The 21,304-nt window shown below is 38.8% G+C and carries 17 protein-coding genes; 4 read left to right on the forward strand and 13 right to left on the reverse strand.

Annotated elements, in window-relative coordinates; all coding sequences use genetic code 11:
* Positions 1-38 precede the first annotated feature (38 nt).
* From KJS36_RS01060 to KJS36_RS01105, 10 genes are all read right to left on the reverse strand, one after another.
* Positions 39-1,409: a sensor histidine kinase gene (locus KJS36_RS01060; protein ID WP_213533438.1), complete on the reverse strand. Its 1,371-nt coding sequence runs from the start codon at positions 1,407-1,409 to the stop codon at positions 39-41.
* Between the two features lie 62 nt (positions 1,410-1,471).
* Entirely contained in the window at positions 1,472-2,140 is a 669-nt protein-coding gene (locus KJS36_RS01065; protein ID WP_213533440.1) for a response regulator transcription factor, read from the reverse strand.
* Between the two features lie 221 nt (positions 2,141-2,361).
* Positions 2,362-3,336, reverse strand: coding sequence for a LacI family DNA-binding transcriptional regulator (locus tag KJS36_RS01070; protein ID WP_213533442.1), 975 nt, complete (start codon positions 3,334-3,336; stop codon positions 2,362-2,364).
* 169 nt (positions 3,337-3,505) lie between these two features.
* The gene (locus KJS36_RS01075; protein ID WP_280520324.1) at positions 3,506-5,767 is read right to left on the reverse strand and encodes a glycoside hydrolase family 65 protein; all 2,262 of its coding nucleotides are present in this window, start codon (positions 5,765-5,767) and stop codon (positions 3,506-3,508) included.
* Positions 5,768-5,893: 126 nt separating this feature from the next.
* Positions 5,894-7,510, reverse strand: coding sequence for an alpha-glucosidase (locus KJS36_RS01080; protein WP_213533444.1), 1,617 nt, complete (start codon positions 7,508-7,510; stop codon positions 5,894-5,896).
* A gap of 7 nt (positions 7,511-7,517) precedes the next feature.
* A complete protein-coding gene (locus tag KJS36_RS01085) occupies positions 7,518-9,104 on the reverse strand; it encodes an alpha-amylase family glycosyl hydrolase (protein ID WP_213533447.1) in 1,587 nt (528 codons plus the stop codon).
* A gap of 53 nt (positions 9,105-9,157) precedes the next feature.
* On the reverse strand, positions 9,158-10,507 hold the full coding sequence (locus tag KJS36_RS01090) for an MATE family efflux transporter (protein WP_213533449.1): 1,350 nt from the start codon (positions 10,505-10,507) through the stop codon (positions 9,158-9,160).
* A 66-nt stretch (positions 10,508-10,573) separates the two neighbouring features.
* The gene (locus KJS36_RS01095) at positions 10,574-10,843 is read right to left on the reverse strand and encodes a DUF1294 domain-containing protein (RefSeq protein WP_213533451.1); all 270 of its coding nucleotides are present in this window, start codon (positions 10,841-10,843) and stop codon (positions 10,574-10,576) included.
* Positions 10,843-12,438, reverse strand: a complete 1,596-nt coding sequence (locus tag KJS36_RS01100) for a glycoside hydrolase family 13 protein (RefSeq protein ID WP_213533453.1) — start codon at positions 12,436-12,438, stop codon at positions 10,843-10,845. Before KJS36_RS01100 ends, KJS36_RS01095 begins: the two co-directional genes overlap by 1 nt.
* Positions 12,439-12,466: 28 nt before the next feature.
* Entirely contained in the window at positions 12,467-14,221 is a 1,755-nt protein-coding gene (locus KJS36_RS01105; RefSeq protein ID WP_213533455.1) for a glycoside hydrolase family 13 protein, read from the reverse strand.
* Positions 14,222-14,589: 368 nt separating this feature from the next.
* Between KJS36_RS01105 and KJS36_RS01110 the strand changes: the two genes are divergently transcribed.
* The 3 genes from KJS36_RS01110 to KJS36_RS01120 all read left to right on the forward strand — a co-directional run bounded on the left by KJS36_RS01110 (position 14,590) and on the right by KJS36_RS01120 (position 18,150).
* Positions 14,590-15,804, forward strand: a complete 1,215-nt coding sequence (locus tag KJS36_RS01110) for an extracellular solute-binding protein (protein ID WP_213533457.1) — start codon at positions 14,590-14,592, stop codon at positions 15,802-15,804.
* Between the two features lie 70 nt (positions 15,805-15,874).
* Complete coding sequence (locus tag KJS36_RS01115; protein ID WP_213533458.1) at positions 15,875-17,278, forward strand: carbohydrate ABC transporter permease; 1,404 nt, start codon at positions 15,875-15,877, stop codon at positions 17,276-17,278.
* A 5-nt stretch (positions 17,279-17,283) separates the two neighbouring features.
* Complete coding sequence (locus KJS36_RS01120) at positions 17,284-18,150, forward strand: sugar ABC transporter permease (RefSeq protein WP_213533460.1); 867 nt, start codon at positions 17,284-17,286, stop codon at positions 18,148-18,150.
* Positions 18,151-18,226: 76 nt separating this feature from the next.
* On the opposite strand, the gene KJS36_RS01125 is transcribed toward KJS36_RS01120, so the two are convergent.
* The 3 genes from KJS36_RS01125 to KJS36_RS01135 all read right to left on the reverse strand — a co-directional run bounded on the left by KJS36_RS01125 (position 18,227) and on the right by KJS36_RS01135 (position 20,981).
* On the reverse strand, positions 18,227-19,600 hold the full coding sequence (locus KJS36_RS01125) for an LCP family protein (protein WP_213533463.1): 1,374 nt from the start codon (positions 19,598-19,600) through the stop codon (positions 18,227-18,229).
* 76 nt (positions 19,601-19,676) lie between these two features.
* Complete coding sequence (gene cmk, locus KJS36_RS01130) at positions 19,677-20,351, reverse strand: (d)CMP kinase (RefSeq protein ID WP_213533465.1); 675 nt, start codon at positions 20,349-20,351, stop codon at positions 19,677-19,679.
* Between the two features lie 132 nt (positions 20,352-20,483).
* The gene (locus KJS36_RS01135; protein ID WP_213533467.1) at positions 20,484-20,981 is read right to left on the reverse strand and encodes an SAG1386/EF1546 family surface-associated protein; all 498 of its coding nucleotides are present in this window, start codon (positions 20,979-20,981) and stop codon (positions 20,484-20,486) included.
* A gap of 46 nt (positions 20,982-21,027) precedes the next feature.
* Between KJS36_RS01135 and KJS36_RS01140 the strand changes: the two genes are divergently transcribed.
* Positions 21,028-21,249 (forward strand): ferredoxin, encoded by a 222-nt coding sequence (locus KJS36_RS01140; RefSeq protein WP_213533469.1) that lies wholly within the window; start codon positions 21,028-21,030, stop codon positions 21,247-21,249.
* Positions 21,250-21,304: the final 55 nt, after the last annotated feature.

The following is a 21,304-nucleotide window of genomic DNA, read 5'->3' on the forward strand; positions in this document are numbered from 1 at the left end:
TCTGTCAAAAATATTTTTTTAAATTTACAGATGTAATTTTACAACTTTTTGAAAATATTTGCAGGGTTCACGATTGTGCTGTCCAAACGGAGCTTGATAACAAAGGTTGTCCCTTTTGGCTGTGTGTCCTCAACGCTGATTTTGCCATTGTAAGCATCGATGATTTGTTTTGCCAGAGATAGACCCAAACCAAGTCCACCTTTTTGTCGTGTACGTGCTTTATCTACGCGGAAAAATCTGTCAAAAATCCGTTTTTTATCTTCGTCAGAAATGCCATCACCATTATCAGCGACTGTGAACGTGAGTTCTTTATTATTTTTGACAATGTCAATCGTCACTGCACCATCATCATCTGTGTATTTCAGCGCATTGTCAAACAAAATCGTCAGCAGTTGCTTAATCAAACTCTGGTCAAGCTGAGCTGTGCCATCAAATTTAACTGTGCCAGTAAATGTTTTATCCGCATTTTCCGCAAGCATTTTGTAGTTACTGAAAATTCCTTCAAAATAACTCGCATCTGTGTCCACTGGTGCAATGTTAATGCCATTATCACGGCGGGCAAGATTGAGTAAATTTGTCGTCAAAAGTCGCATATTACGGACTTCCGAGAGACTTTCGGAAATATTTTCAGATTCGTCAATGATAGTTGATGTTGGATTTTGGAAAAGAAGTTCCAGACGATTTTGCAAAATCGCTAATGGCGTGCGCAACTCGTGTGAAGCATTTTCAACAAATTCTTTTTGTTTTTCAAAAGCCGCGACAATCGGACGCAAAGTCCAGTTTGCCAGATATAGACTGAGAATAATTGACAAGAGCCAGAAAATCGCCATCGTTGTAATGATAATCCGCACATTGCTCGCTAGAGAATCTTGTAGCTGATCAACATTTGAAAAAATCTGCACATAAGCTGTCGTGTGAACTCCTGTTACTTCATTTTCCATATTGACTTCGCTTGTCAAATAGCGGAAATGCCAGTTTTCTCCGTAAGGATTGTGGATAATGACCGACTCAATCTTGTCGATATTGTCCTTGTTGAGTTTCATTTTTTTCTGAAGCTGAGCAAGGACGATGTTGCTACTTTCACTATTTGTGACAGGAAGGAGATTTTTCCCTTCCGAATTGTACACGAGTAAAGTATTTGTCGGACCAAAATCTCCACCTTGCGTTTGTGGCATTCCATTTCCTGTGATTTGCTGATGCTGAGCCGTGCTCGTCAGAAATGTCGTATTCTGTGATAAATCGCGCAGATTTTGGTCAGTTGCTTTATAAGTTCCACTGCGCATGACCTGCAAAATAATCAGCGTCAAGGCAACGAAAATTACTGTAAATGCGAGAAAAAAATGAAGGAAATTTTTCCTATCATTTTTCACAATCGCTGAGGTTTTTATTTTTTTGATAAGTTTTCTCAAACTTGCCTCATTTCTTGCTTTATTGACTTTCAACTTTTTTTGACAGAACTGTCAAAAATTTTTTACCGTAAAATATAGCCAACGTTGCGCAAAGTTGACAAATTATTTGTAAAATCTGTATCACGCAATTTTTTACGGACTTTACTCATGTAAACTTCGACAACCGTGACTGTTGTGTCGCTGTCATAGCCCCAAATCCGGTCAAAAATCTGCTCTTTCGGCAAAATAACATTGCGATTTTGCATCAAATAAACCACCAAATCAAATTCTTTCCCAATCAGTTCAACCGGCGTTTCGCCAATAAATGCTGATTTATTTGACAAATTCAAGCGCACATTGCCATAAGATAGCCCATTTGAATCCTCAAGTTTTCCTGTCCGTTTCAAAAGTGCTTGAATACGCGCTTTCAACTCATCCAGATAAAATGGTTTCGTCAAATAATCATCCGCACCAATATCAAAACCACGCACCTTATCATCAAGCGATTCTTTCGCCGTCATGATTAAAACTGGCGTTTCAACATTTTGCGCGCGTAATTCTTTCAGCACTTCAAAACCATTGCGCTCAGGCAACATCAAATCCAGCAAAATCAAATCATAAATCCCCATTTCACCTTCATAAAGCCCTTCTTCGCCATCATAACATTGTTTGACTTCAGCAAATGATTTCAAGAAATCATAAACAGATTTTGACAAGGACAAATCGTCCTCAACTAACAAAATTTTAATCATTGTATTATTCATCCTTTACCTACATTTTTCAAGTTCACACGTCACCGAAATCCGCCACGTCCAAACTATCCCTTTCCTATATTTTACACCATTATCGCCTTTTTTTCTTGTTATAACCTTAATTATTTCTAAAATAAAACTAAAATATTTTTTGACAGAACTGTCAAAAAAGCCAAGTGATTTTAGCGCTTACTTTTTCATTCTATCAAAAAACTAGAGAATTATTCTCTAGCTTTCATAGATTCCCGTAAAATAAACTCAAAAGGAATGACCGTTTTTTCATGATAATCCGTCTTTTCATCGAGCAAAGCCAAAAATTTCTCAACCGCTGTCGCACCCAATCGCCCAACATTGATATCAAAAGTCGTCAAAAAAGGATGGATAATTGTTCCAAAAACAGAATTATTATAAGTCACAACACTAATATCATCAGGCACAGAAAAACCTTGTTCCGTCAGCTTTTCCATCACTTTCAAAGCCAAAATATCGTCCATCACAACAAGCGCCGTCTCACGAACAATCTTGAAATTTTTGTCAAATTTAACAAAAGTCCGCGTCAATCCACGACGTGACATTTCCTCCATGAAGCCCTGATAACGCTCCTCAAAAACTTCGCCCTCTGTTGTATCCGTAACAAAAGCAATATTTTTATGATTGAGTTCCGCCAAATGACGCACTGCTTCACGTCCCAAGAGCTTATTATCATTGTCAATATGTGTAATCTCATTTTGCCTGTCCGTCGGTGTACCAACCAGCACAAAAGGAATACCATTTGACAAAAGATATTCTCTGACACTATCACTTTTTCCCGCATAAAGAATAATAAAACCGTCCACTCGTTTTTCCGAATAAAGCAGACTGACTTGTTTTTTTAACTCTTCTTGCGTATGTCCCGTCGCAATCGCCACAGAAATCTGAGATTCCCGCGCCGTTTCATTGATAGAAGTCAAAATTTTCATGAAGAAAGGCTGGCTTGATTTATCAACAACCGGAGGAAAAATAACTCCGATAGTATTTGTTTTACCAGATGCTAAAATCTGAGCCGCCGCATTGCGCGAATAGCCCAAATCCTGCATTGCTTTGCGAACTTTTGTCTTTGTCTTTTCACTGATTTCCGAACTATCTTTAATGACACGACTTACAGTAGAAGCATTAACGCCCGCTTTCTTGGCAACATCTTTGATTGTTACAGCCATTTTATTTTCTAGTCACTTTCCTTATGGAATAGGACCAGTCCTCCTTTCCTTCTTTTTTAATACTTCTATTGTCCCAAGAATTTATGAAAATGTCAATACTCATTTTAATATTTTTGTATATTTTATAGAAAAATATTTAGATTTTATGTCAAATATAAGAAAATAGTTTTTACTGAACCGCAAGAATCACTTTATCTTGCAAATTCACTTTCTCACCATAAACTTCCAAATCAATCGCCTGACCCTTGAGCAATTCCAGCGTCACTTTTTCAGCAACAGAAACCTTCAACAAACGACCACGATAGTTGATATGGAAAGCATAACCGTCCCAAGCTTTTGGTAAAAATGGCGCAAAACTCAATTTCCCATTCCAAGTTTTCATCTGTGCAAAACCTTGGACAATCGCAAGCCAAGAACCTGTCATTGACGTGATATGCAGCCCATCCGCCGTATCGTTATTGTAATTATCCAAGTCCAAACGTGCCGTACGCTCATACATTTCAACTGCTTTTTCATCATAACCAAGCTCCGCCGCCAAAATCGAGTGAATACTTGGTGAAAGTGAACTTTCATGCACCGTCATTGGCTCATAGAAATCAAAATTCCGCTTCTTTTCTTCGAGCGTATAGTTATCGCCAAAGAAATAAATGCCCTGCAACACATCCGCCTGCTTGATATAAGGCGAGCGCAAGATTTTATCCCAAGACCAATTTTGATTGAGTGGCAGATTTGACGGATCAAGCTCAGCAACAGGTGTCAAATCCTTGTCCAGATAACCGTCATGTTGCACGAAAATCCCCAGTTCAGCATCTTTCGGATAGTACATTTTTTCCACAATCTCTGCCCATTTTGCAAGTTCTGCATCATTTACAGCCAAATCAGGACGTGGGAATTTTGTCAAACTCTCCGCCGTATAGCGCAACACCCAAGCAGCGAGTGTATTCGTGTACCAGTTATTATTGATATTATTTTCATATTCATTCGGCCCTGTCACACCATGTATCATATACTTATCATTACGTTTTGAGTAATGCACACGGTCTGCCCAGAAACGCGCCACTTCAACCAGCACTTCAAGTCCTTCATGCGCCAGATAAGTCTCATCGCCTGTATAATTCGTGTAATTATAGATAGCATAAGGAATCGCACCATTTCGGTGGATTTCCTCAAAGGTAATTTCCCACTCATTATGACATTCCACACCTGTAAAAGTCACCATTGGATAAAGCGCCCCAGCGAGACCTTGTTGTTGTGCATTGTGAATGGCGCCATCTAGCTGATTATGACGATATTTCAAGAGATTTTTCGTCACGTTCGTATCCGCCAATGCCAGATAAAGTGGGACAGCATAAGCTTCCGTATCCCAATAAGTTGCACCACCGTATTTTTCGCCCGTAAATCCTTTCGGACCAATGTTCAAGCGTTCATCTTCACCATAGTAAGTACTAAAAAGTTGGAACAAATTGAAACGAATCCCTTGCTGTGCTTCATCAGAACCATCAATCTGCACATCGGCGATTTCCCAACGTTGCGTCCAGCTTTCAGTTTGAGCATCAAAAAGCTCTTGATAACTCACATCAGAAAGCGAATCCGCCAGTGCCACAGAAGCATCCGTCATGGCTGCCAAATCCTCATAATCACGACTTGTCAAGACTGTCACACGTTTTTCCAGCGTCAATGTTTCACTAAATGGCAAGATTTCATCAAGTGTATCAACAACCGCACCATCAACGAACTTTTGGTCTGTCAAATCAAAATCGCCCAGATAATTTTGCTGAGCAAGAAGCGTAAACTGCTCTACTCCAAAAGGATTAGGCACCGTTTGGCTGATAAGATATGACCCGTTTTCTGTTGTACCATTTTCATAGATTTCCCAGAAATTTTCTTCGTAATTCGAGTCTTCATTACGTACATTTGCATTGATAAATGACTGCACACGTACACTATGCAACTCGCCATCAACATTTTCAAAACTAAATTTGAAAACCGCAAGTTCACGCGTAGCTACCGAAAAGAAGCGCTCCACTGTCACGCGCACACCGTAAATCGTGTAACGATAAGTCAGCACACCATTTTTCATATCCAGCGCCATATCAAAATTTTCAACAGGCGCTGTTGCCAAATCAACTTCTTTTTTATCAACAAAAATCCGAACTTTTGCAAAATCCAGCGCATTGATAGCCTTGCCAAAATACTCAGGATAACCATTTTTCCACCAACCAACACGTGTTTTGTCAGGAAACCAAACACCAGCAACATAAGTTCCCTGATGATGGTCTGCGCTATAAGTTTCACTGAAATTCCCGCGCATTCCCATATAACCATTGCCAATCGAAGTCAATGACTCCTGCAATCGCCGATCATCTTTTTCAATCTCATTTGCTGTAATTTTCCAAGGATCAATTCCCATCAATCGTTTAATTTGTTTCAAATTTTTCTTCTCTTTCTTTCAACATTTTTTTGACAAAGTTGCCGTAGGGACTAGAGAATTTATTCTCAGCCTTCTCGGACAGAGTGAACTGATAACGGAGTTGTCAGTTTGTATCTCTGTCAAAAATTATTTTCGCTTGAAAACCTGATATTCCCAAGCTGACAGTGTCATTTTTTCTGTCAATTCGCGTGCCTGACTTCCCAGCACCTGCTGATAATTTTTGACAGAACTGTCAAAAACTTTTCCCAAGTCCAAATGTGCTTTTTTCTGTCCCAAATTGACCATAATCAGAAATTCATCACGTTCATAAACAAAAGCATTCAAATGACGTTCAAAATAAAATTTGACAGAACCGTCAGAAATCGCTTTTTCATCATGACGCAATTTTATCAAGTCCTTGTACAAGCCCAGTAATTCCTGAGAAGCTTCCACATTGACCGTCTGATAATTTGGATTAACAGCCATCCAAGGCTTACCAGCAGTAAATCCAGACTCTGCTGAAGTATCCCATTGCATCGGTGTCCGCGAATGGTCCCGCGTATTCAACACAATTTCTGCCAACGCATCTTCTGCCCTTTCTCCCTGTGCCACCAGCTCATCATAGTGCTGAATAACCTCTGCCGAACGAAGTTGTGAAATATCAGAAAATGGAAAATTCGTCATACCAATTTCCTGCCCCTGATAAATAAAGGGCGTCCCGCGTAGCAGCATGATAGCCACGGCAAGCGCCTTTGCAGAAGCCAGACTGCCATCACCAAAGGCATCAATCGAACGTGGCTGGTCATGATTTTCCAGATAAAGAGCATTCCAACCACGCGCCAACTGGTCCTTTTGCCAGCGCATCAATACTTTTTTGAAACCATAAATATCGCCAGAACCGTCCGCACGCCGTGCATTATGCTCCAATTCAAAAATCATATTGATATAACCATTTTCATCCGTCCAGTTCGCCGCTTCACTAGACAAAACACCACTTGCCTCGCCCACAGTCAGCGCACCATAGTCATCAAAAATCGCCTTCAACTCGTGCATATAATTCTCAATACCAGCCACATTCATAAAAGGCTGCCAAGGGCCATTGCCTCGCCAAGACTTGATTTTAAAGTCCCAAGGTTCTTTTTGAATATGCGAAATCGCATCCAACCGAAAACCGTCAAGTCCCAACTCTAACCACCAGCGCACCATCTTATAGATTTCTTCGCGCAATTTTGGATTTTTCCAATTCAAATCGGGCTGTTCTGCTGCAAACACATGAAAATAAGCCTGTTGTGTTGCATCATCATAGGTCCAAGTCGAACCACCAAAGAAAGATTTCCAATCATTTGGCATCTTTTCAGCCGTCGCATCCGCCCAAAGATAATAATCACGATAAGGATTTTCACGCGATTTCTGACTTTCAATAAACCAAGGATGCAAGTTCGACGTATGATTCACCACCAAATCCATAATCACTTTCAAGCCCAACTTATGCGCCTCATTCAACAACAACTTAAAATCATCAAGTGTCCCAAACATCTCATCAATCGCATAATAATCGCTAATATCATAACCACCATCAACCTGTGGACTCTTATAAACAGGATTTATCCAAAGAAAATCCACTCCCAACTCTTTCAAGTAAGATAGTTTTTCAATCATTCCCTGAATATCCCCAATGCCATCAGCATTTGCATCGCGGAAAGATTTCGGATAAATCTGATAACCTACTGCATGATGAAACCAATTTTTATCATCTTTACTCATTTTCTTCTCATTTCTTCAAAATAACCGTACTATAAGGTGGCATTTTCAATTTTCCATCGACCACCGTTGCCTGACCACCATCAATATAAAGACCATCAGCCATCACTTTACCAACCACAGCTTTTGGCAATTTCACCGTTGTTGTCGCCGTACTAGAAAAATTATTCACAACCGTCAAAGATTTTCCATAATTCATCACGGACAAATTATCTTTCGAGGTTGCCACAGCTTTCACACGACTACTGGCAATCTCAGGATATTTCGCTTTCACGCGCAGCACTTTTTTGTACCAATTCAAGAGAGAATTTGGCGCACTTTCTTGTTGAGCGACCGAACCACCAAGCGTTGTTGCCGTTTCTGTCGCGCCCGGCACACAAATACTTGTTTTCGGAGAATCCTGTCCATTTGCCGTCCATTGCATTGGCAAACGTTTATTCTGGTCAATTCCACCACCAGACATTCCAAGTTCTTCACCATAGTAAATAAAAGGATTCCCTGGTAACAGTAGATAACTTGATGCTGCCATTTTCGACTCCGCCAAAGTATTCGTAAAGTTAATCGCCCTATCCATATCATGATTGGTCAAAAATGGTGCATCAATCGCCGTCGGATTAACTCCATGAATTTCTTTGTCCCATGCCGCCTGCCCCTCAGCAAATTCTCGTCCCTCACTATACATCAACGCATTCACCAAAGGAGCATTATTATTTGTCAAAGCATTTGGAAAAGCAAATAAAGAATCAATCTTCGAGCCATAAAGTGTACTAATATCAACATCACTCGCATAATCTTCGCCGACAACATAAGCATTTTTATCTTGTGATTTGATTGTTTTCATCAACCAACTCGCAAATTTCACCGTCTTATTATCAACCGAAGTCCCATAATAATAAGCCATACCATCTAAACGAAAGCCAGCAACACCCTTATCCAGCCAAAACTGCGTAATCTTCGCAATCTCCGCTTTCACATCAGGATTAGACAAATTCAAGTCCGGCATTGATTTATCAAATTCAGACTCATAATATTTTCCATTACTTGCCAAATTATAACCTTGTTTTGCCTTATCTGACCAATTATAATAAGCCATATATTTCTTATCACCAGCCAAAGCTTTCAAAAACCAAGCATTATTTGTCGCTGTGTGATTAAAAGGCATATCCAAAATCACCGCAATCCCACGTTTTTTTGTTTGCGCAACCAAATTCTCAAAATCTGCCATCGTTCCCATTTTAGGATTGATTTTCTCATAATTCGTCACATCATAACCATGATAAGTCGGACTCGCAAAAATCGGTGTCATCCAAAGTCCCTGAACTTTCAAATCTGTCGTTGACTTCGGATTTCCCGTATTGAGATAATCCAAATGTTCAGTCACACCATTCAAATCTCCCTCACCATCGCCATTACTATCCGCAAATGAACCTGTAAATATCTCATAGAAATTGCGATAAAGTTCAGGATTGACCTTTTTAACGATAGCTGCCGTTGTTTTCTTAGCCGAAGAAACTTTTTTCGCCTGCCCGCAAGCCGACAAAGTAAGCAAACTAGCTGCTGTAAGGGTTGTAACCAATAATAATTTTTTAATTTTCATCTGTCAGCCTCTCTCTTAAAAGAAAACGTTTCCTAAAAATAATGTCATACTCTTTAATTCTCTTTCACCAAATTATTCAACCAAGTTTTCTGTCGCATCTTATGTAGAGCGAGGAGCGCACGCACAGCTTCTTCTGCCGTGACAGCTGCAAAGACCGCAACAATGCTCCAATGAAGAACAAAGGCAGTCAACAGTCCAATCGGCACCGCTAAGCCCCAGCCACCTAAAATCGACAAATAAAAGATAAATTTTGTTTCACCACCAGCGCCTAAGATGCTACCAAAGACCATGTTACAGACTTTGACAGGGACAAAAAGTACCATAACGAGCATCACCGCTTGTGTCAAGCTCCGTGAGTAGCTAGAAAGCTCATAGAACCCAAGATACCAAGGCATCGGGAGCATCAAGAACAAGCCAATCACGAGTGGCGCAATAAGGCTCAGCCAGAGCAATTTTTTCCCCGAATTATAAGCATCAGCCATATCATCACGGCCAAGCCTATGCCCAATCATAACAGATGCTGCCGTCGCAAAGCCATTGAAAAAAGTAATCAGAAGCAGCTGCACAGGATACATTGTCATCACAGCGACCGTCTGCGCCGTCCCCATAAATCCATAAATCGCTGATGTTGTACTATCCGCAAGAATAAAACTCAGATTATCGCCTAAAAGTGGCAAAGTCAATCGCCAAAGCTGACGAATTTCTGTATCGTGCCATTTGAATGTTGTCAATTGTCGCAAAGAAAAACTTCCCGTCAGCCGTTTTCCATAAACCAGACCCAATAAAATTACAACTTCCACCAGCACCGCAAGTGTCGTCGCAAGCCCTGCACCTGCTGCACCCATTTTAGGCAGCCCAAACTTCCCAAAAATAAAACCATAATCAAGAATTGCCTCAAGTGGTACCGTCGCAAGACTCATATAGAATGGCAACTTGACAATCCCATCAGAGCGCAGCACCGTTGCATAAACGCCAATCAGCATCGCTGGAAAATAAGATAGTCCAAGCAACCGCTGATAGCTCGCACCCGTCGCAATCACTTTTGAGTCTGCCGTGAACAGCGCCATCGCCAAATGTGGAAAGCCAATCGACAGTACCATAAAGACCAACCTAACCGCCAAACTAATCATCAAAATCATCCCCTGCAAAGGTGCGATTTTTGAGCGATCACCATTTCCCACGTGCTGAGCAGCTAAAATACCAAGCCCTGCCGTGAGTCCTGCCTGTACAAATCCCATAATTCCCATAATTTTGGAACCAAAACTGACCGCAACCACCGCCGTTGTGCCAAGTCTTCCCACCATGAGTTGATTGACAATCGCAAGGATTGCATAGAGCAGTCCCTGAGCCGCTACTGGCAAAGCAAGCGAAAGCACTTGTCTCCAGAAATGTTGATTTTTCATACTTGTATGTTTACTTTCTATTTAGAGAGCTCTGTCTGTAAAGACAGAGCTGATACAAGCATTGTATCAGGATTTGATAATGAGGAAAATCAGCAAAATATCTATCGCAAGTCCAATATACCAACAGACCTGAAAATACCATTTCCGCGTTTTATGATGACAAATGTGCCCCGCAAGCAAAGCTCCTAAACCGCCAGCAAGTAGCGCCATTGTCAATAATACTCGCTCAGGTATCCGCCAAAGATGATGAACCGCTTTATATTTATCCACCGCGTAAAATGCAAAAACTACCACATTCCACACAAACAAAAGCCCAATTACTATTTCAAAAATCATCAGTCAACCTCGCAAGCAAAAGCTTCCCAAGGGCGTAAAGTCACATCTGACAACTCTGGTACATCTGGATAATTCTGAACCAACCAATTTTTCGCAACAAATCCCGGTCCAAAAACATTGACTTCATCCGACAAATTCACAACAACTAGATATTTTTTTCCTGCATATTTTCGTAAATAAGCAAAAACATTATCCGCCGTCTTCAAAAGTTCAAAATCCCCCTCAACTACCCAGTCATTCTTTTTCCGCAAACGAATGAGTTTTTGATAAAGTTTAAAAATGGACTCTTCATCCGACAAAGATGATAAAACATTGACATCGTGATAATTCGGATTGACAGCCAACCACGGTGTCCCGTTTGTAAATCCAGCATTCTCTGTATCATCCCATTGCATTGGTGTACGCGCATTATCACGTCCTACATGACGAATAGCGCTCATGATTTCAGCCTCCGACTGACCCTGCGCCAAACGTTCCAAACGCATATTTCTCGCTTCCACATCATTGATTTGCTCAATCGACTCAAAAGGAAAATTCGCCATGCCGATTTCCTCCCCCTGATAAATATAAGGAGTTCCTTTCATCAAATGCAGTAAAATCGCAAAAGCTTTCGCCGACTCTGCCCGATACTTACCATCATTGCCCCAGTTAGACACAATTCTTGGTAAATCATGATTATTCCAAAACAACGAATTCCAGCCATTTTCTAAAGCTTGCCATTTCGCAAATATTTCTTTCAACTTCGGCACAGAAAGCGCACCTGCTTCCCATTTATCGCCATTTTCAGGATAAGTCGATGTGATATGTTCAAACTGAAAAACCATTGACAGCTCATCTCGCTCAGGCGCCGAATACAACTCCGCAATCTCAGGTGTTGCGCCCCACGTTTCGCCAACTGTCAGCAAATTCTTCTCGCCAAACGTCGCATGGTTCATCTCCTGCAAGTAATCATGAAGTTTCGGCCCATTTCCTGTGATACCACGGTCAATTTCTTTACCAATCATATCAATCACATCCATCCGGAAACCGCCAATTCCCTTATCAATCCAGAAATTCATCATATCATAAACTTCCGCATGAACCTGTGGATTTTCCCAATTCAAATCAGGCTGACGTTTACTAAACAAATGCAAAAAATATTGACCTGTTTTCTCATCAAATTCCCAAGCAGAACCACTAAAAATAGATTCTAAGTCATTCGGCTCATCGCGCCAAATATAATAATCACGATATTGATTATTCTTAGATTGACGTGCTTCCACAAACCAAGCGTGTTCATCTGACGTATGATTAACCACTAAATCCATCACAATCTTGATATTGCGCTTCTTCGCTTCCGCTAAAAGCTCGTCCATATCCTCCATCGTGCCAAAAATATCCGCAATCTCCCGATAATCCGAAATATCATAACCATTATCATCCATTGGTGATTGATAGACAGGACTCAACCAAATCGCACCAATTCCCAATTCCTGCAAATAATCCAACTTAGAAATAATCCCCTGCAAATCGCCAATACCATCTGCATTTGAATCCATAAATGAGCGCGGATAAATCTGATAAACGACCGTACTTTGCCACCATTGCTGTTCCATATACTTCTCCATTTATTAACTCTTACTATTATTTATAGACAACAAAACCAAACTGTCCTACATTTTTACCTTCGACAAGATGAGACAAGATAATATTATCTCCCACAAAGTAAGCAGGGCGCTCGCCAATATTAAATATTGCTTTTAAATCACCACGTTCAAACTTAACAATTCCATTTTTGCCATCAATGATTTTCCAAGTCAACGCAGCACCGCTCAACGTTTCAGCATATTCATGTCGGAAAGCAACTATTTTTTTGAAGAAAGCAAACATATCTTCGTCTTGTTCTTCTTTTTCCCAAGGCATACATTTTCGACAATCTGGGTCCATATCACCAGTTAGCGCATATTCATCGCCATAGTAAATACAAGGAACACCCGGTTGCAGATAAGTAAACATCTCCACTTGTTTCATCAAGTTTTTGTTTCCCTTAGCCACCGTCAAAATCCGAGGTGTATCATGTGAATCTAAAACATTAAACATCACTTGATTGGTTTGTTTACGATAAAGCATCAGTTGTGTATTGATTGCTGAGACCATCTGCTCCAATGTCAAAGTCTTTTTAACTAAAGCATCTGTGATAGCGTTCGTATAAGCATAATTCATAACTGCTGAAAATTCATCTCCACCAAGCCAAGGTTGAGCAGAATGCCAAACTTCACCCAAGATATAAAAATCCTCTTTTGCACTATCACAGGTCTGACGAAACTTCTTCCAGAAAGCATGGTCCACTTCATCAGCCACATCAAGTCGCCAAGCATCAATATCAAACTCACGAATCCAATAATCTGCAATATGCAACAAATAATCCTGAACTTCAGCATTTGCCGTGTTAAGCTTTGGCATATGTGGTGTAAATGCAAAAGTATCGTAAGTCGCATCTTCCGAATTTTCAAAATCATCCATTGGTGTATAAGCCGCTGGCCAGCTGTTCACATGGAACCAATCGGCATATTTTGATTTTTCTTGATTTTTCAAGACATCCTGCCACTGCACAGAAGTATCGCCAATATGATTAAAAACGGCATCCAGCATAACTTTGATACCGCGTGCGTGTGCCTCTTCAATTAGAGTTTTAAAGACTTTTTTATCCCCAAAATTTTTATCAATTTCAAGATAATCTTCCGTATCATACTTATGATTAGAATGTGCTTGGAAAATCGGCGTAAAGTAAATCCCATTCACTCCCAATTCGGTCAGATGGTCCAAATGCTCAATGACACCCTGCAAATCTCCACCATAAAAATCTTGTCTATCAGGATTTTCAACTGAATTCCATTCTTTGACACCTTCTGGGTCATTTGACTTGTCGCCATTAGCAAAACGTTCAGGAAAAATCTGATACCAAACCGTCTTCTTTACCCATTCAGGCGCTTTCGCCCTATCTGTTTCGTGGAAATACGGAAAACGAAAAGCAGCATATTTTTTAGTCAATAATTCTTCACTAAATGGCATCACACCTTGGTCAGTATAAATGCTCTTTTCTCCGTCAATTGCCGTCAAAACAAAAAGATAATCCATTCGTTTAGTAGGAACAGAGACTTCTGCTTCAAAATAATCATTAACCGACGTTGAAAGACCTTTCGTCATTTCTACAACCATACTCTTCCATGACTGTAACTCTGGATTTTGAGTGTTTTCCCAACGATATGGGTCGCCATAAACTAACGAAACACTCGCAATATCTTCATGAGCTACCTGAATGCGAATGTGCATGTTTTCTTTACTATATAAGTAAGCAAATTCGGACTCAGGACGATGATAAATAGCAGCTTTGTTCATAATAGAACCTCCAAAATTTTTTGATGGGCTGTACCTTTCCCTTAGATAATTATACCTTAGGAATAGCAGAAAACTACTCTAATATAAGTTTTCTTTTAGTGTCATTTCCACCACATCTGGAGAAATTGAAATCTCACATTAATTCTATTTTATCATAACGCTTTCAATAACGCAATCGTTTGCACTATTTAACGCAGAAATTATTTACAAATAATTTTATCTGTTATTTTAACTTGCCAAATATAGTTATAATACGGCTTTTAGGCTATGTAATTAAAATGTAACACTTTTTCTCTTGACAAATCGAAACCGTTTGCGTAAAATAGAACTTGTAAATAAATTAACCGTTTTCATTAGGAGGAAACAAAATGAATTCATTTAAGAAAATCGCTTTAGGCGGAGCTGCAATTCTTTCAGTTGCTACTCTTGCAGCTGTAGCTGGCACACACAGTGCTTCTGCAGCAACAGTAAAAGGCACTGTCAAACTTTATGTTGATACCCAACAAAAAGATGCTTTCTCTCAAGTTGTAAAGAAATTTGAAAAGAAGTATCCAAAAGTTAAAGTAAGTGTCATCGCCAACTCATCAGGTTCTGCAAATGCAAAAACTGATATCGCAAAAGACCCATCTAAATATGCTGATGTCTTCGCAGTACCAAACGACCAACTTGGTGATATGGCAACTAAAGGCTATATCAATCCAATCTCTCCAAAAAACACAAAAGCAGTTAAGAAAGCTGTCACTTCTGTATCATTTAAAGGTATGGAATACAAAGGCAAACTTTATGCTTATCCTTCAGAAATCCAAGCTCAAACATTGTTCTACAACAAGTCAAAACTCTCTGCATCTGATGTTAAATCATGGGATACATTGACTTCTAAAGGTGTTGTAGCAACTGACTTCACAAACGCATTCAACTTCTATCCTGTCTTCTTCTCAGCAGGTACTAAACTTTATGGTTCAACTGGTGAAAAATTAAAAGGTACTACTGTTTCTTCTGACAACGGTGTTACTGCAATGAAATGGTTCGCCGCTCAAAAAGCAAACAAAGGTGTCATGCAAACTTCTAATGCTTTGAACCAACTTCAATCTGGCAAAGCACAAGCTATCCTAGATGGTCCTTGGGATACTGCAAACATCAAGAAAATCCTTGGTAGCAATTATGCCGTTGCTCCTTACCCAACAATCACTTTGAATGGCGCTCAAAAACAAATGCAAGCCTTCTTAGGTATTCACGGTTTCGCAGTCAACTCTTATGCTAAAAACCAAGCAGCGTCACAAGCTTTGGCTAAATACATCACAAGTGCTTCTGCTCAAATGACATTGTTCAAGACAGTTGGACTTGTTCCAACAAGCAAAGCAGACCAAAAGAAATCTTCTGTTAAAGCTGATGCTGAAGTTAAAGCAGTTATCACTATGTCTAAACCTGGTTACTCTACATTGATGCCTAAACTTCCTGAAATGGCTACATTCTGGAACGATGCAGCACCACTTATTAACGGAGCATATTCTGGCACTATCCCAGCAAGCCAATATCAAGCTAAATTGGACACATTCCAAAAAGCTATCTCTGTTAAAAACTAATTCTAGTATGTGAATAAGAGGTTGGGCTCATTCAGCCTAACCTTTTAATTTTTTCAGGAAGGAACCTCTTATGTCTGAAAATAATAATATAAATCTCGCAGGGAACACCGTTCCACCAAATAAACATTTGATACGAGAAGAAAAATCAATAAAACTTGGAGAAGTTTGGTCTAAAGGTGATACATCCACTAAACTAACTTTCTTGTTTATGGGTTTAAATCAAATTAAAAATAAACAATGGGTGAAAGGTTTTTCTTTCTTAATTTTAGAAATTGCCTTCATCGTTTGGTTAATTTTTTCAGGAATTAGCGCATTTTCTTTATTAAGTACGTTAGGACCATATAAAGTTACCAAACAAGTCTTTAACAATGCACAGCAAATTTATGTGACAGTTCATCCTAGTAATTCTGTTCTGATATTACTCTGGGGAATTATGGCTTGCGTTATTGTTATTCTCTTTGTCTTACTTTACTTTGTAAACTATCGTTCAAATAAACATCTTTATTGGTTACAGCTTAATGATAAAAAAATTCCTACCAATAAAGAAGAACTCGCTTCCCTTCTTGACAGTCGTCTTCATACAACTTTGATGGCTCTCCCATTACTTGGTATTTTAGCCTTTACAGTATTGCCTACGATTTATATGATTTCTATGGCATTTACTAACTTTGACCAACAACACGCAACAGCCTTTTCTTGGACAGGTTTTCAAGCATTTGGAACTGTCCTGACTGGTAATCTAGCTGGAACTTTCTTCCCTGTTCTTGCTTGGACACTCGTTTGGGCAGTTGTCGCTACTGCTACAACTTTCTTAGGCGGTGTATTACTTGCTATGTTGATTGAATCAACTGGTATCAAATTCAAAGGCTTCTGGCGGACAATTTTCGTTATTGTATTTGCTGTTCCTCAATTTGTCACTCTCTTAATGATGGCACAATTTTTGGATTATCAAGGTGTTTTCAATAATATTTTAATGAGCATTCACTTGATTTCCAGTCCGATTAACTTTATCGGTGCAAGTTCTAGTCCAATGATTGCAAGAATTACCGTTATTGTTGTAAATATGTGGATTGGTATCCCAGTTTCTATGTTGGTTTCAACAGCGATTATCCAAAACTTACCGCAAGACCAGATAGAAGCTGCACGTATTGATGGTGCAAATGTTTTCCAAGTCTTTCGTTCTATTACTTTCCCACAAATTCTTTTTGTTATGACACCAGCGCTTATTCAGCAGTTTATCGGTAATGTCAATAATTTCAATGTCATCTACCTTTTGACTAACGGAAATCCGCTCAATCCAAACTACAATGGAGCCGGTTCAACCGACTTACTTGTCACTTGGCTTTACAAATTGGTCTTTGGGCAAACACAGCGTTATAATGCTGCTGCAGTTCTTGGTATTTTGATTTTCATCGTCAATGCGACAGTATCCCTCATCGCATATCGACGCACAAACGCATTTAAGGAGGGCTAAAAAACATGAAATCATATCATACACAGCGTTTAGTTTCTTTAATTTTTCGCTATATCTTATTGGCACTACTTGCTATCATCTGGATAGTTCCTATTGTTTGGATTATTTTTGCAAGTTTTGCTGAAAACCATGTTGGTTTCGTCTCAACATTCTTCCCAAAAGTGTGGACACTTTCAAACTATGTTGGACTTTTCCAAAATAAAAGTGGTTCATTTCCCTACTTAAATTGGTTGATAAATACTTTTGCTGTCGCTATTATATCTGCAGCGATTGCAACTTTCATTACTATCATCATGGCTTACACTTTATCTCGTTTACGTTTCTCTTTCCGCAAACCTTTCTTACAGATTGCTCTTGTACTCGGAATGTTCCCAGGTTTCATGTCAATGATTGCATTGTATTATATCTTAAAAGGTTTAAATATGTTAAATCTTGGTGGTTTGGTACTTGTTTATGTCGGTGGTGCTGGATTAGCATTTTACATCGCCAAAGGTTTCTTTGATACTATTCCACATTCAATTGATGAAGCAGCTATGATTGACGGTGCAAATAAATGGCAGATTTTTACTCATATTACTTTGCCACTCTCACGTCCTATCATTGTTTACACAGCTCTTATGGCTTTCATGGGACCTTGGCTTGATTTCATCTTCTCAGGTATTATCCTCGGAAATGACCAAGCTCATCCTGAAAACTTCACAATCGCTTATGGACTATATATGATGGTTACTGGACAAAAAGGTGCTGCAACGACTTACTTCACACAATTCATCGCTGGTTGTGTGACCATAGCAGTTCCTATCACAATACTATTCATCATCATGCAAAAATTCTACGTCAACGGTATTACTGCTGGCGCAGACAAAGGATAATAAGAAAACTCTGTCAACAAATTGACAGAGTTTTTATAGAAAAAAGTTTTTGACAGTTTTGTCAAAAACTTTTTTATTATTGTCCAAGAAGTCGCTCAGCTTCTGCTTTATATTTAGGCATATCAAGAAGAAGTCCCATTCCTCCATAAATATCATAACTATTTTGCCAATCTCCATCAGCTGGAATAGTCGTTGATTTAATACCGTTTTTCAAATCCATAAGTGTTCCCACACCATGTCCTATAAAGAATGAATTAGGAATATTTGTCATCGTAATCGCACGCGCAGTTCCTAAAGCACTAGAAGCTGTAAAGAGTGTCAGTGGATTTTTCACTTTAGATGTGATAGTTGCCATCACTTGCTGTTGACGTTTCACACGACCATAATCTCCCTCATCATCATGACGGAAACGTGCATAATTCAAAAGTGTTCGTCCATTCATCTTTTGTTCACCTTGCTTTATCATCATAAAGATTCCACCCCCATCAGGATAACCAAGTTCATATGCTTGCTCAGAAGTTAAAGTTTCATCAGACGAAACTTTCCCTTCCGTTGTTGCCAAATCATCAGGAACTGGAACTTCACTCATTTTTTGACCATTAATCGTTGAAAATTTTGCATCAATTTTAATTCCATTTGGGAAAAGTGAATCAATAATCGTAGCAAAACTAGAGAAATCAACTATTGCGTAATATTGACATTTCACGCCAAAGTTACGATATAAGGTTTCGCTCAATAAATTTGCCCCTTGCATAGGGTCTTCCTGTTCGCCAATCGTAAATGCTGCATTTATTTTAACATCGGGTTGGTCAGAGCTACTAACGTCTTTGATATTAACTAACGTATCTCGCATAAAACTCACAATTTTTGCCTGATGCTTTTTAGTATCCAAATGTAAAACCATGATTGAGTCCGAATGCGCCACAGTAGATTTTTGTCCTGGGCGCTGGTCTGCTCCAAGTAAAAGAATGTTTGTTGTCCCATCTGTATTTTTTAAAGCATCAAACTTCTCACTCTTAACAACTCCGCCTTCATGTTTTACACCACGTTGGTAACCATGAATAAAGAAACCAACCATCACTACTATAATAAGAAGAATCAGAACAAGAATATTTCTAATCCAATGTCGTTTTTTCTTTTTTCTAGGTTTTTTATTCTTCTGTCCAGAGTTTCCAGTTACTTTCTGGCTATTTCTATCAGTATCAGCTTCTCTGAAATCATGACTTTGTTCCTGTACATCTGAAAAATTTTCACTACTATCATTTACTTCATTTTCATCATAACTATTAGTAAAATCTTCGGTATAATCAATATTATTCTGAGAATAAGATTGATTTCCTTCCAATTCACTGCGCAATGCGTAATATTCTTGTCTTTCCCGAATACTGAGAAAGTCAATATTATGTTTCAAATATTCAAGACGCTTATATTTTTTTTCATCCATTATCATGATATTATACCAAAATTTAGTATTCCTTGCAAAATCATATATTACTACATAAAAAAATAAAGTCCTAGACAGGTCCTTATTTTCTATGTTCGCTAAGTTCTTTTACCTTTTCTTCGATAAAAGTAACAACATCTTTAATTGTTTTTCCCGTACTATCACATAAAATAGCATCTGCAGCTTGTTTAAGAGGAGAAATCTCGCGTGTACTGTCTTTTCTATCTCGTTCAGATATTTCCACTTTTAACTGTTCAAGATTTGTTGGAATACCTTTTGCTAGATTTTCTTTGTAGCGACGTTCAGCGCGCTCATCAACAGAAGCAATCAAAAAAATCTTTAATTCCGCATCTGGTAAAACGACTGTTCCAATATCACGGCCATCCATAATAATCCTACCATTGCTCGCAATCCTTTGTTGCTCTGCGACTAAAAATTCTCGAATTTCTGGAAAAGCAGAGATTTTAGATACAGCATTTGTTACTTCATTTGTCCGAATAACATCTGTAACTTCTTCTTCCCCAAGAAATACCTGTTGTCCGTTTTGAGAATTTTTAAAAGAAATAGGGTTTTGACTAATGATAGAAATAATTTTCTGCACATCACCTGTTTTATTCTGCAAAGCAACCAGTGTCGCTACACGATACATTGCTCCTGTATCCAGATAAATTAAATCAAGGTCTTTAGCTACAAGCTTAGCAACTGTTGATTTTCCACTAGATGCTGGTCCATCTACTGCAATTCGTAATTTTTTCATCTTTTTTCCTAATTATTTATAATATCTTGTCAAAAAATATTTTCTGACTTTATCTATTATAGCAATTAATTCTAATTATTGAAAATTTCTGCCAGATTGACAGAAATTTTTAGTTAATAAATGAAGAAAAGTTTATTTCAGCTTAAGAACTTGGCCAGGAGAAATTGCTGAGCCATCAGCATTATAACCTTCTGCTGAAATATTATTCAAACTTGCAATTTGTTCCCAAGGAACGCCTGTCTTTGATGCAATCGCAGAAGGTGTATCACCTGCAACGATTGTATAAGTCGCTCCTGTTGCTGCACTACTGCTCGTACTTGTCGAACTTTGACTCACACTGCTACTTGAGCTTTGGGCTGTTGAAATCGTACTCTTTGCAGAACTTGACACACTCGTCTCACTATGAAAACTATGGACAATACTCGCATTATTCTGTGCCTGACTATTCCAGAGAACAAAGCCTAGAGCTACAAAAACAAAGAGAAACAGCACTATAACAAGAAAAGTTAAAAAACGCGTTGATAATGGTTTTTTATTTTGTGATTTTTTGCGACTTTCTCGTTTCAAATCATTTGGTTCTTCACGCATTGCTTTATAAATTTCATTATCCCATGGTCCTTTCGTTGCCACAACTTTTTCCTTTCTTTTTTGAGATTTTTTTATTATTATTTTACTTATGAAGATAAAAATTATTCCTGAAAAATGTATCGCTTGTGGACTGTGCCATTTAGAGGCAGCTGATGTTTTTGATTATTCAGACGACGGCATTGTTAAATTCTATAATAGTAATCAGCTTGAGAAATCTTTCCCCGAAACCTCTTCTCTTATTTCCGCAGTCAAAAAGTGTCCTAGCTCCGCACTTCAAATTGTAGATGATAAAAATTTCAATTCTCGTTAATTCTACTCCAAAGTAGCATTTCGTCAAAAAATAATTCCTATCTTTTATTTTACCA

Origin of the sequence: Lactococcus nasutitermitis (assembly GCF_018403765.1) — a bacterium.
GTDB classification, from domain to species: domain Bacteria; phylum Bacillota; class Bacilli; order Lactobacillales; family Streptococcaceae; genus Lactococcus; species Lactococcus nasutitermitis.

Bases quoted from the DNA above. Each gene is read 5' to 3' on its own strand.
- KJS36_RS01065 (WP_213533440.1), bottom strand. From the start codon at position 2,140: ATGATTAAAATTTTGTTAGTTGAGGACGATTTGTCCTTGTCAAAATCT.
- KJS36_RS01070 (WP_213533442.1), bottom strand. From the start codon at position 3,336: ATGGCTGTAACAATCAAAGATGTTGCCAAGAAAGCGGGCGTTAATGCT.
- KJS36_RS01080 (WP_213533444.1), bottom strand. From the start codon at position 7,510: ATGAGTAAAGATGATAAAAATTGGTTTCATCATGCAGTAGGTTATCAG.
- KJS36_RS01085 (WP_213533447.1), bottom strand. From the start codon at position 9,104: ATGAAAATTAAAAAATTATTATTGGTTACAACCCTTACAGCAGCTAGT.
- KJS36_RS01090 (WP_213533449.1), bottom strand. From the start codon at position 10,507: ATGAAAAATCAACATTTCTGGAGACAAGTGCTTTCGCTTGCTTTGCCA.
- KJS36_RS01095 (WP_213533451.1), bottom strand. From the start codon at position 10,843: ATGATTTTTGAAATAGTAATTGGGCTTTTGTTTGTGTGGAATGTGGTA.
- KJS36_RS01100 (WP_213533453.1), bottom strand. From the start codon at position 12,438: ATGGAACAGCAATGGTGGCAAAGTACGGTCGTTTATCAGATTTATCCG.
- KJS36_RS01105 (WP_213533455.1), bottom strand. From the start codon at position 14,221: ATGAACAAAGCTGCTATTTATCATCGTCCTGAGTCCGAATTTGCTTAC.
- KJS36_RS01110 (WP_213533457.1), top strand. From the start codon at position 14,590: ATGAATTCATTTAAGAAAATCGCTTTAGGCGGAGCTGCAATTCTTTCA.
- KJS36_RS01115 (WP_213533458.1), top strand. From the start codon at position 15,875: ATGTCTGAAAATAATAATATAAATCTCGCAGGGAACACCGTTCCACCA.
- KJS36_RS01120 (WP_213533460.1), top strand. From the start codon at position 17,284: ATGAAATCATATCATACACAGCGTTTAGTTTCTTTAATTTTTCGCTAT.
- KJS36_RS01125 (WP_213533463.1), bottom strand. From the start codon at position 19,600: ATGATAATGGATGAAAAAAAATATAAGCGTCTTGAATATTTGAAACAT.
- cmk (WP_213533465.1), bottom strand. From the start codon at position 20,351: ATGAAAAAATTACGAATTGCAGTAGATGGACCAGCATCTAGTGGAAAA.
- KJS36_RS01140 (WP_213533469.1), top strand. From the start codon at position 21,028: ATGAAGATAAAAATTATTCCTGAAAAATGTATCGCTTGTGGACTGTGC.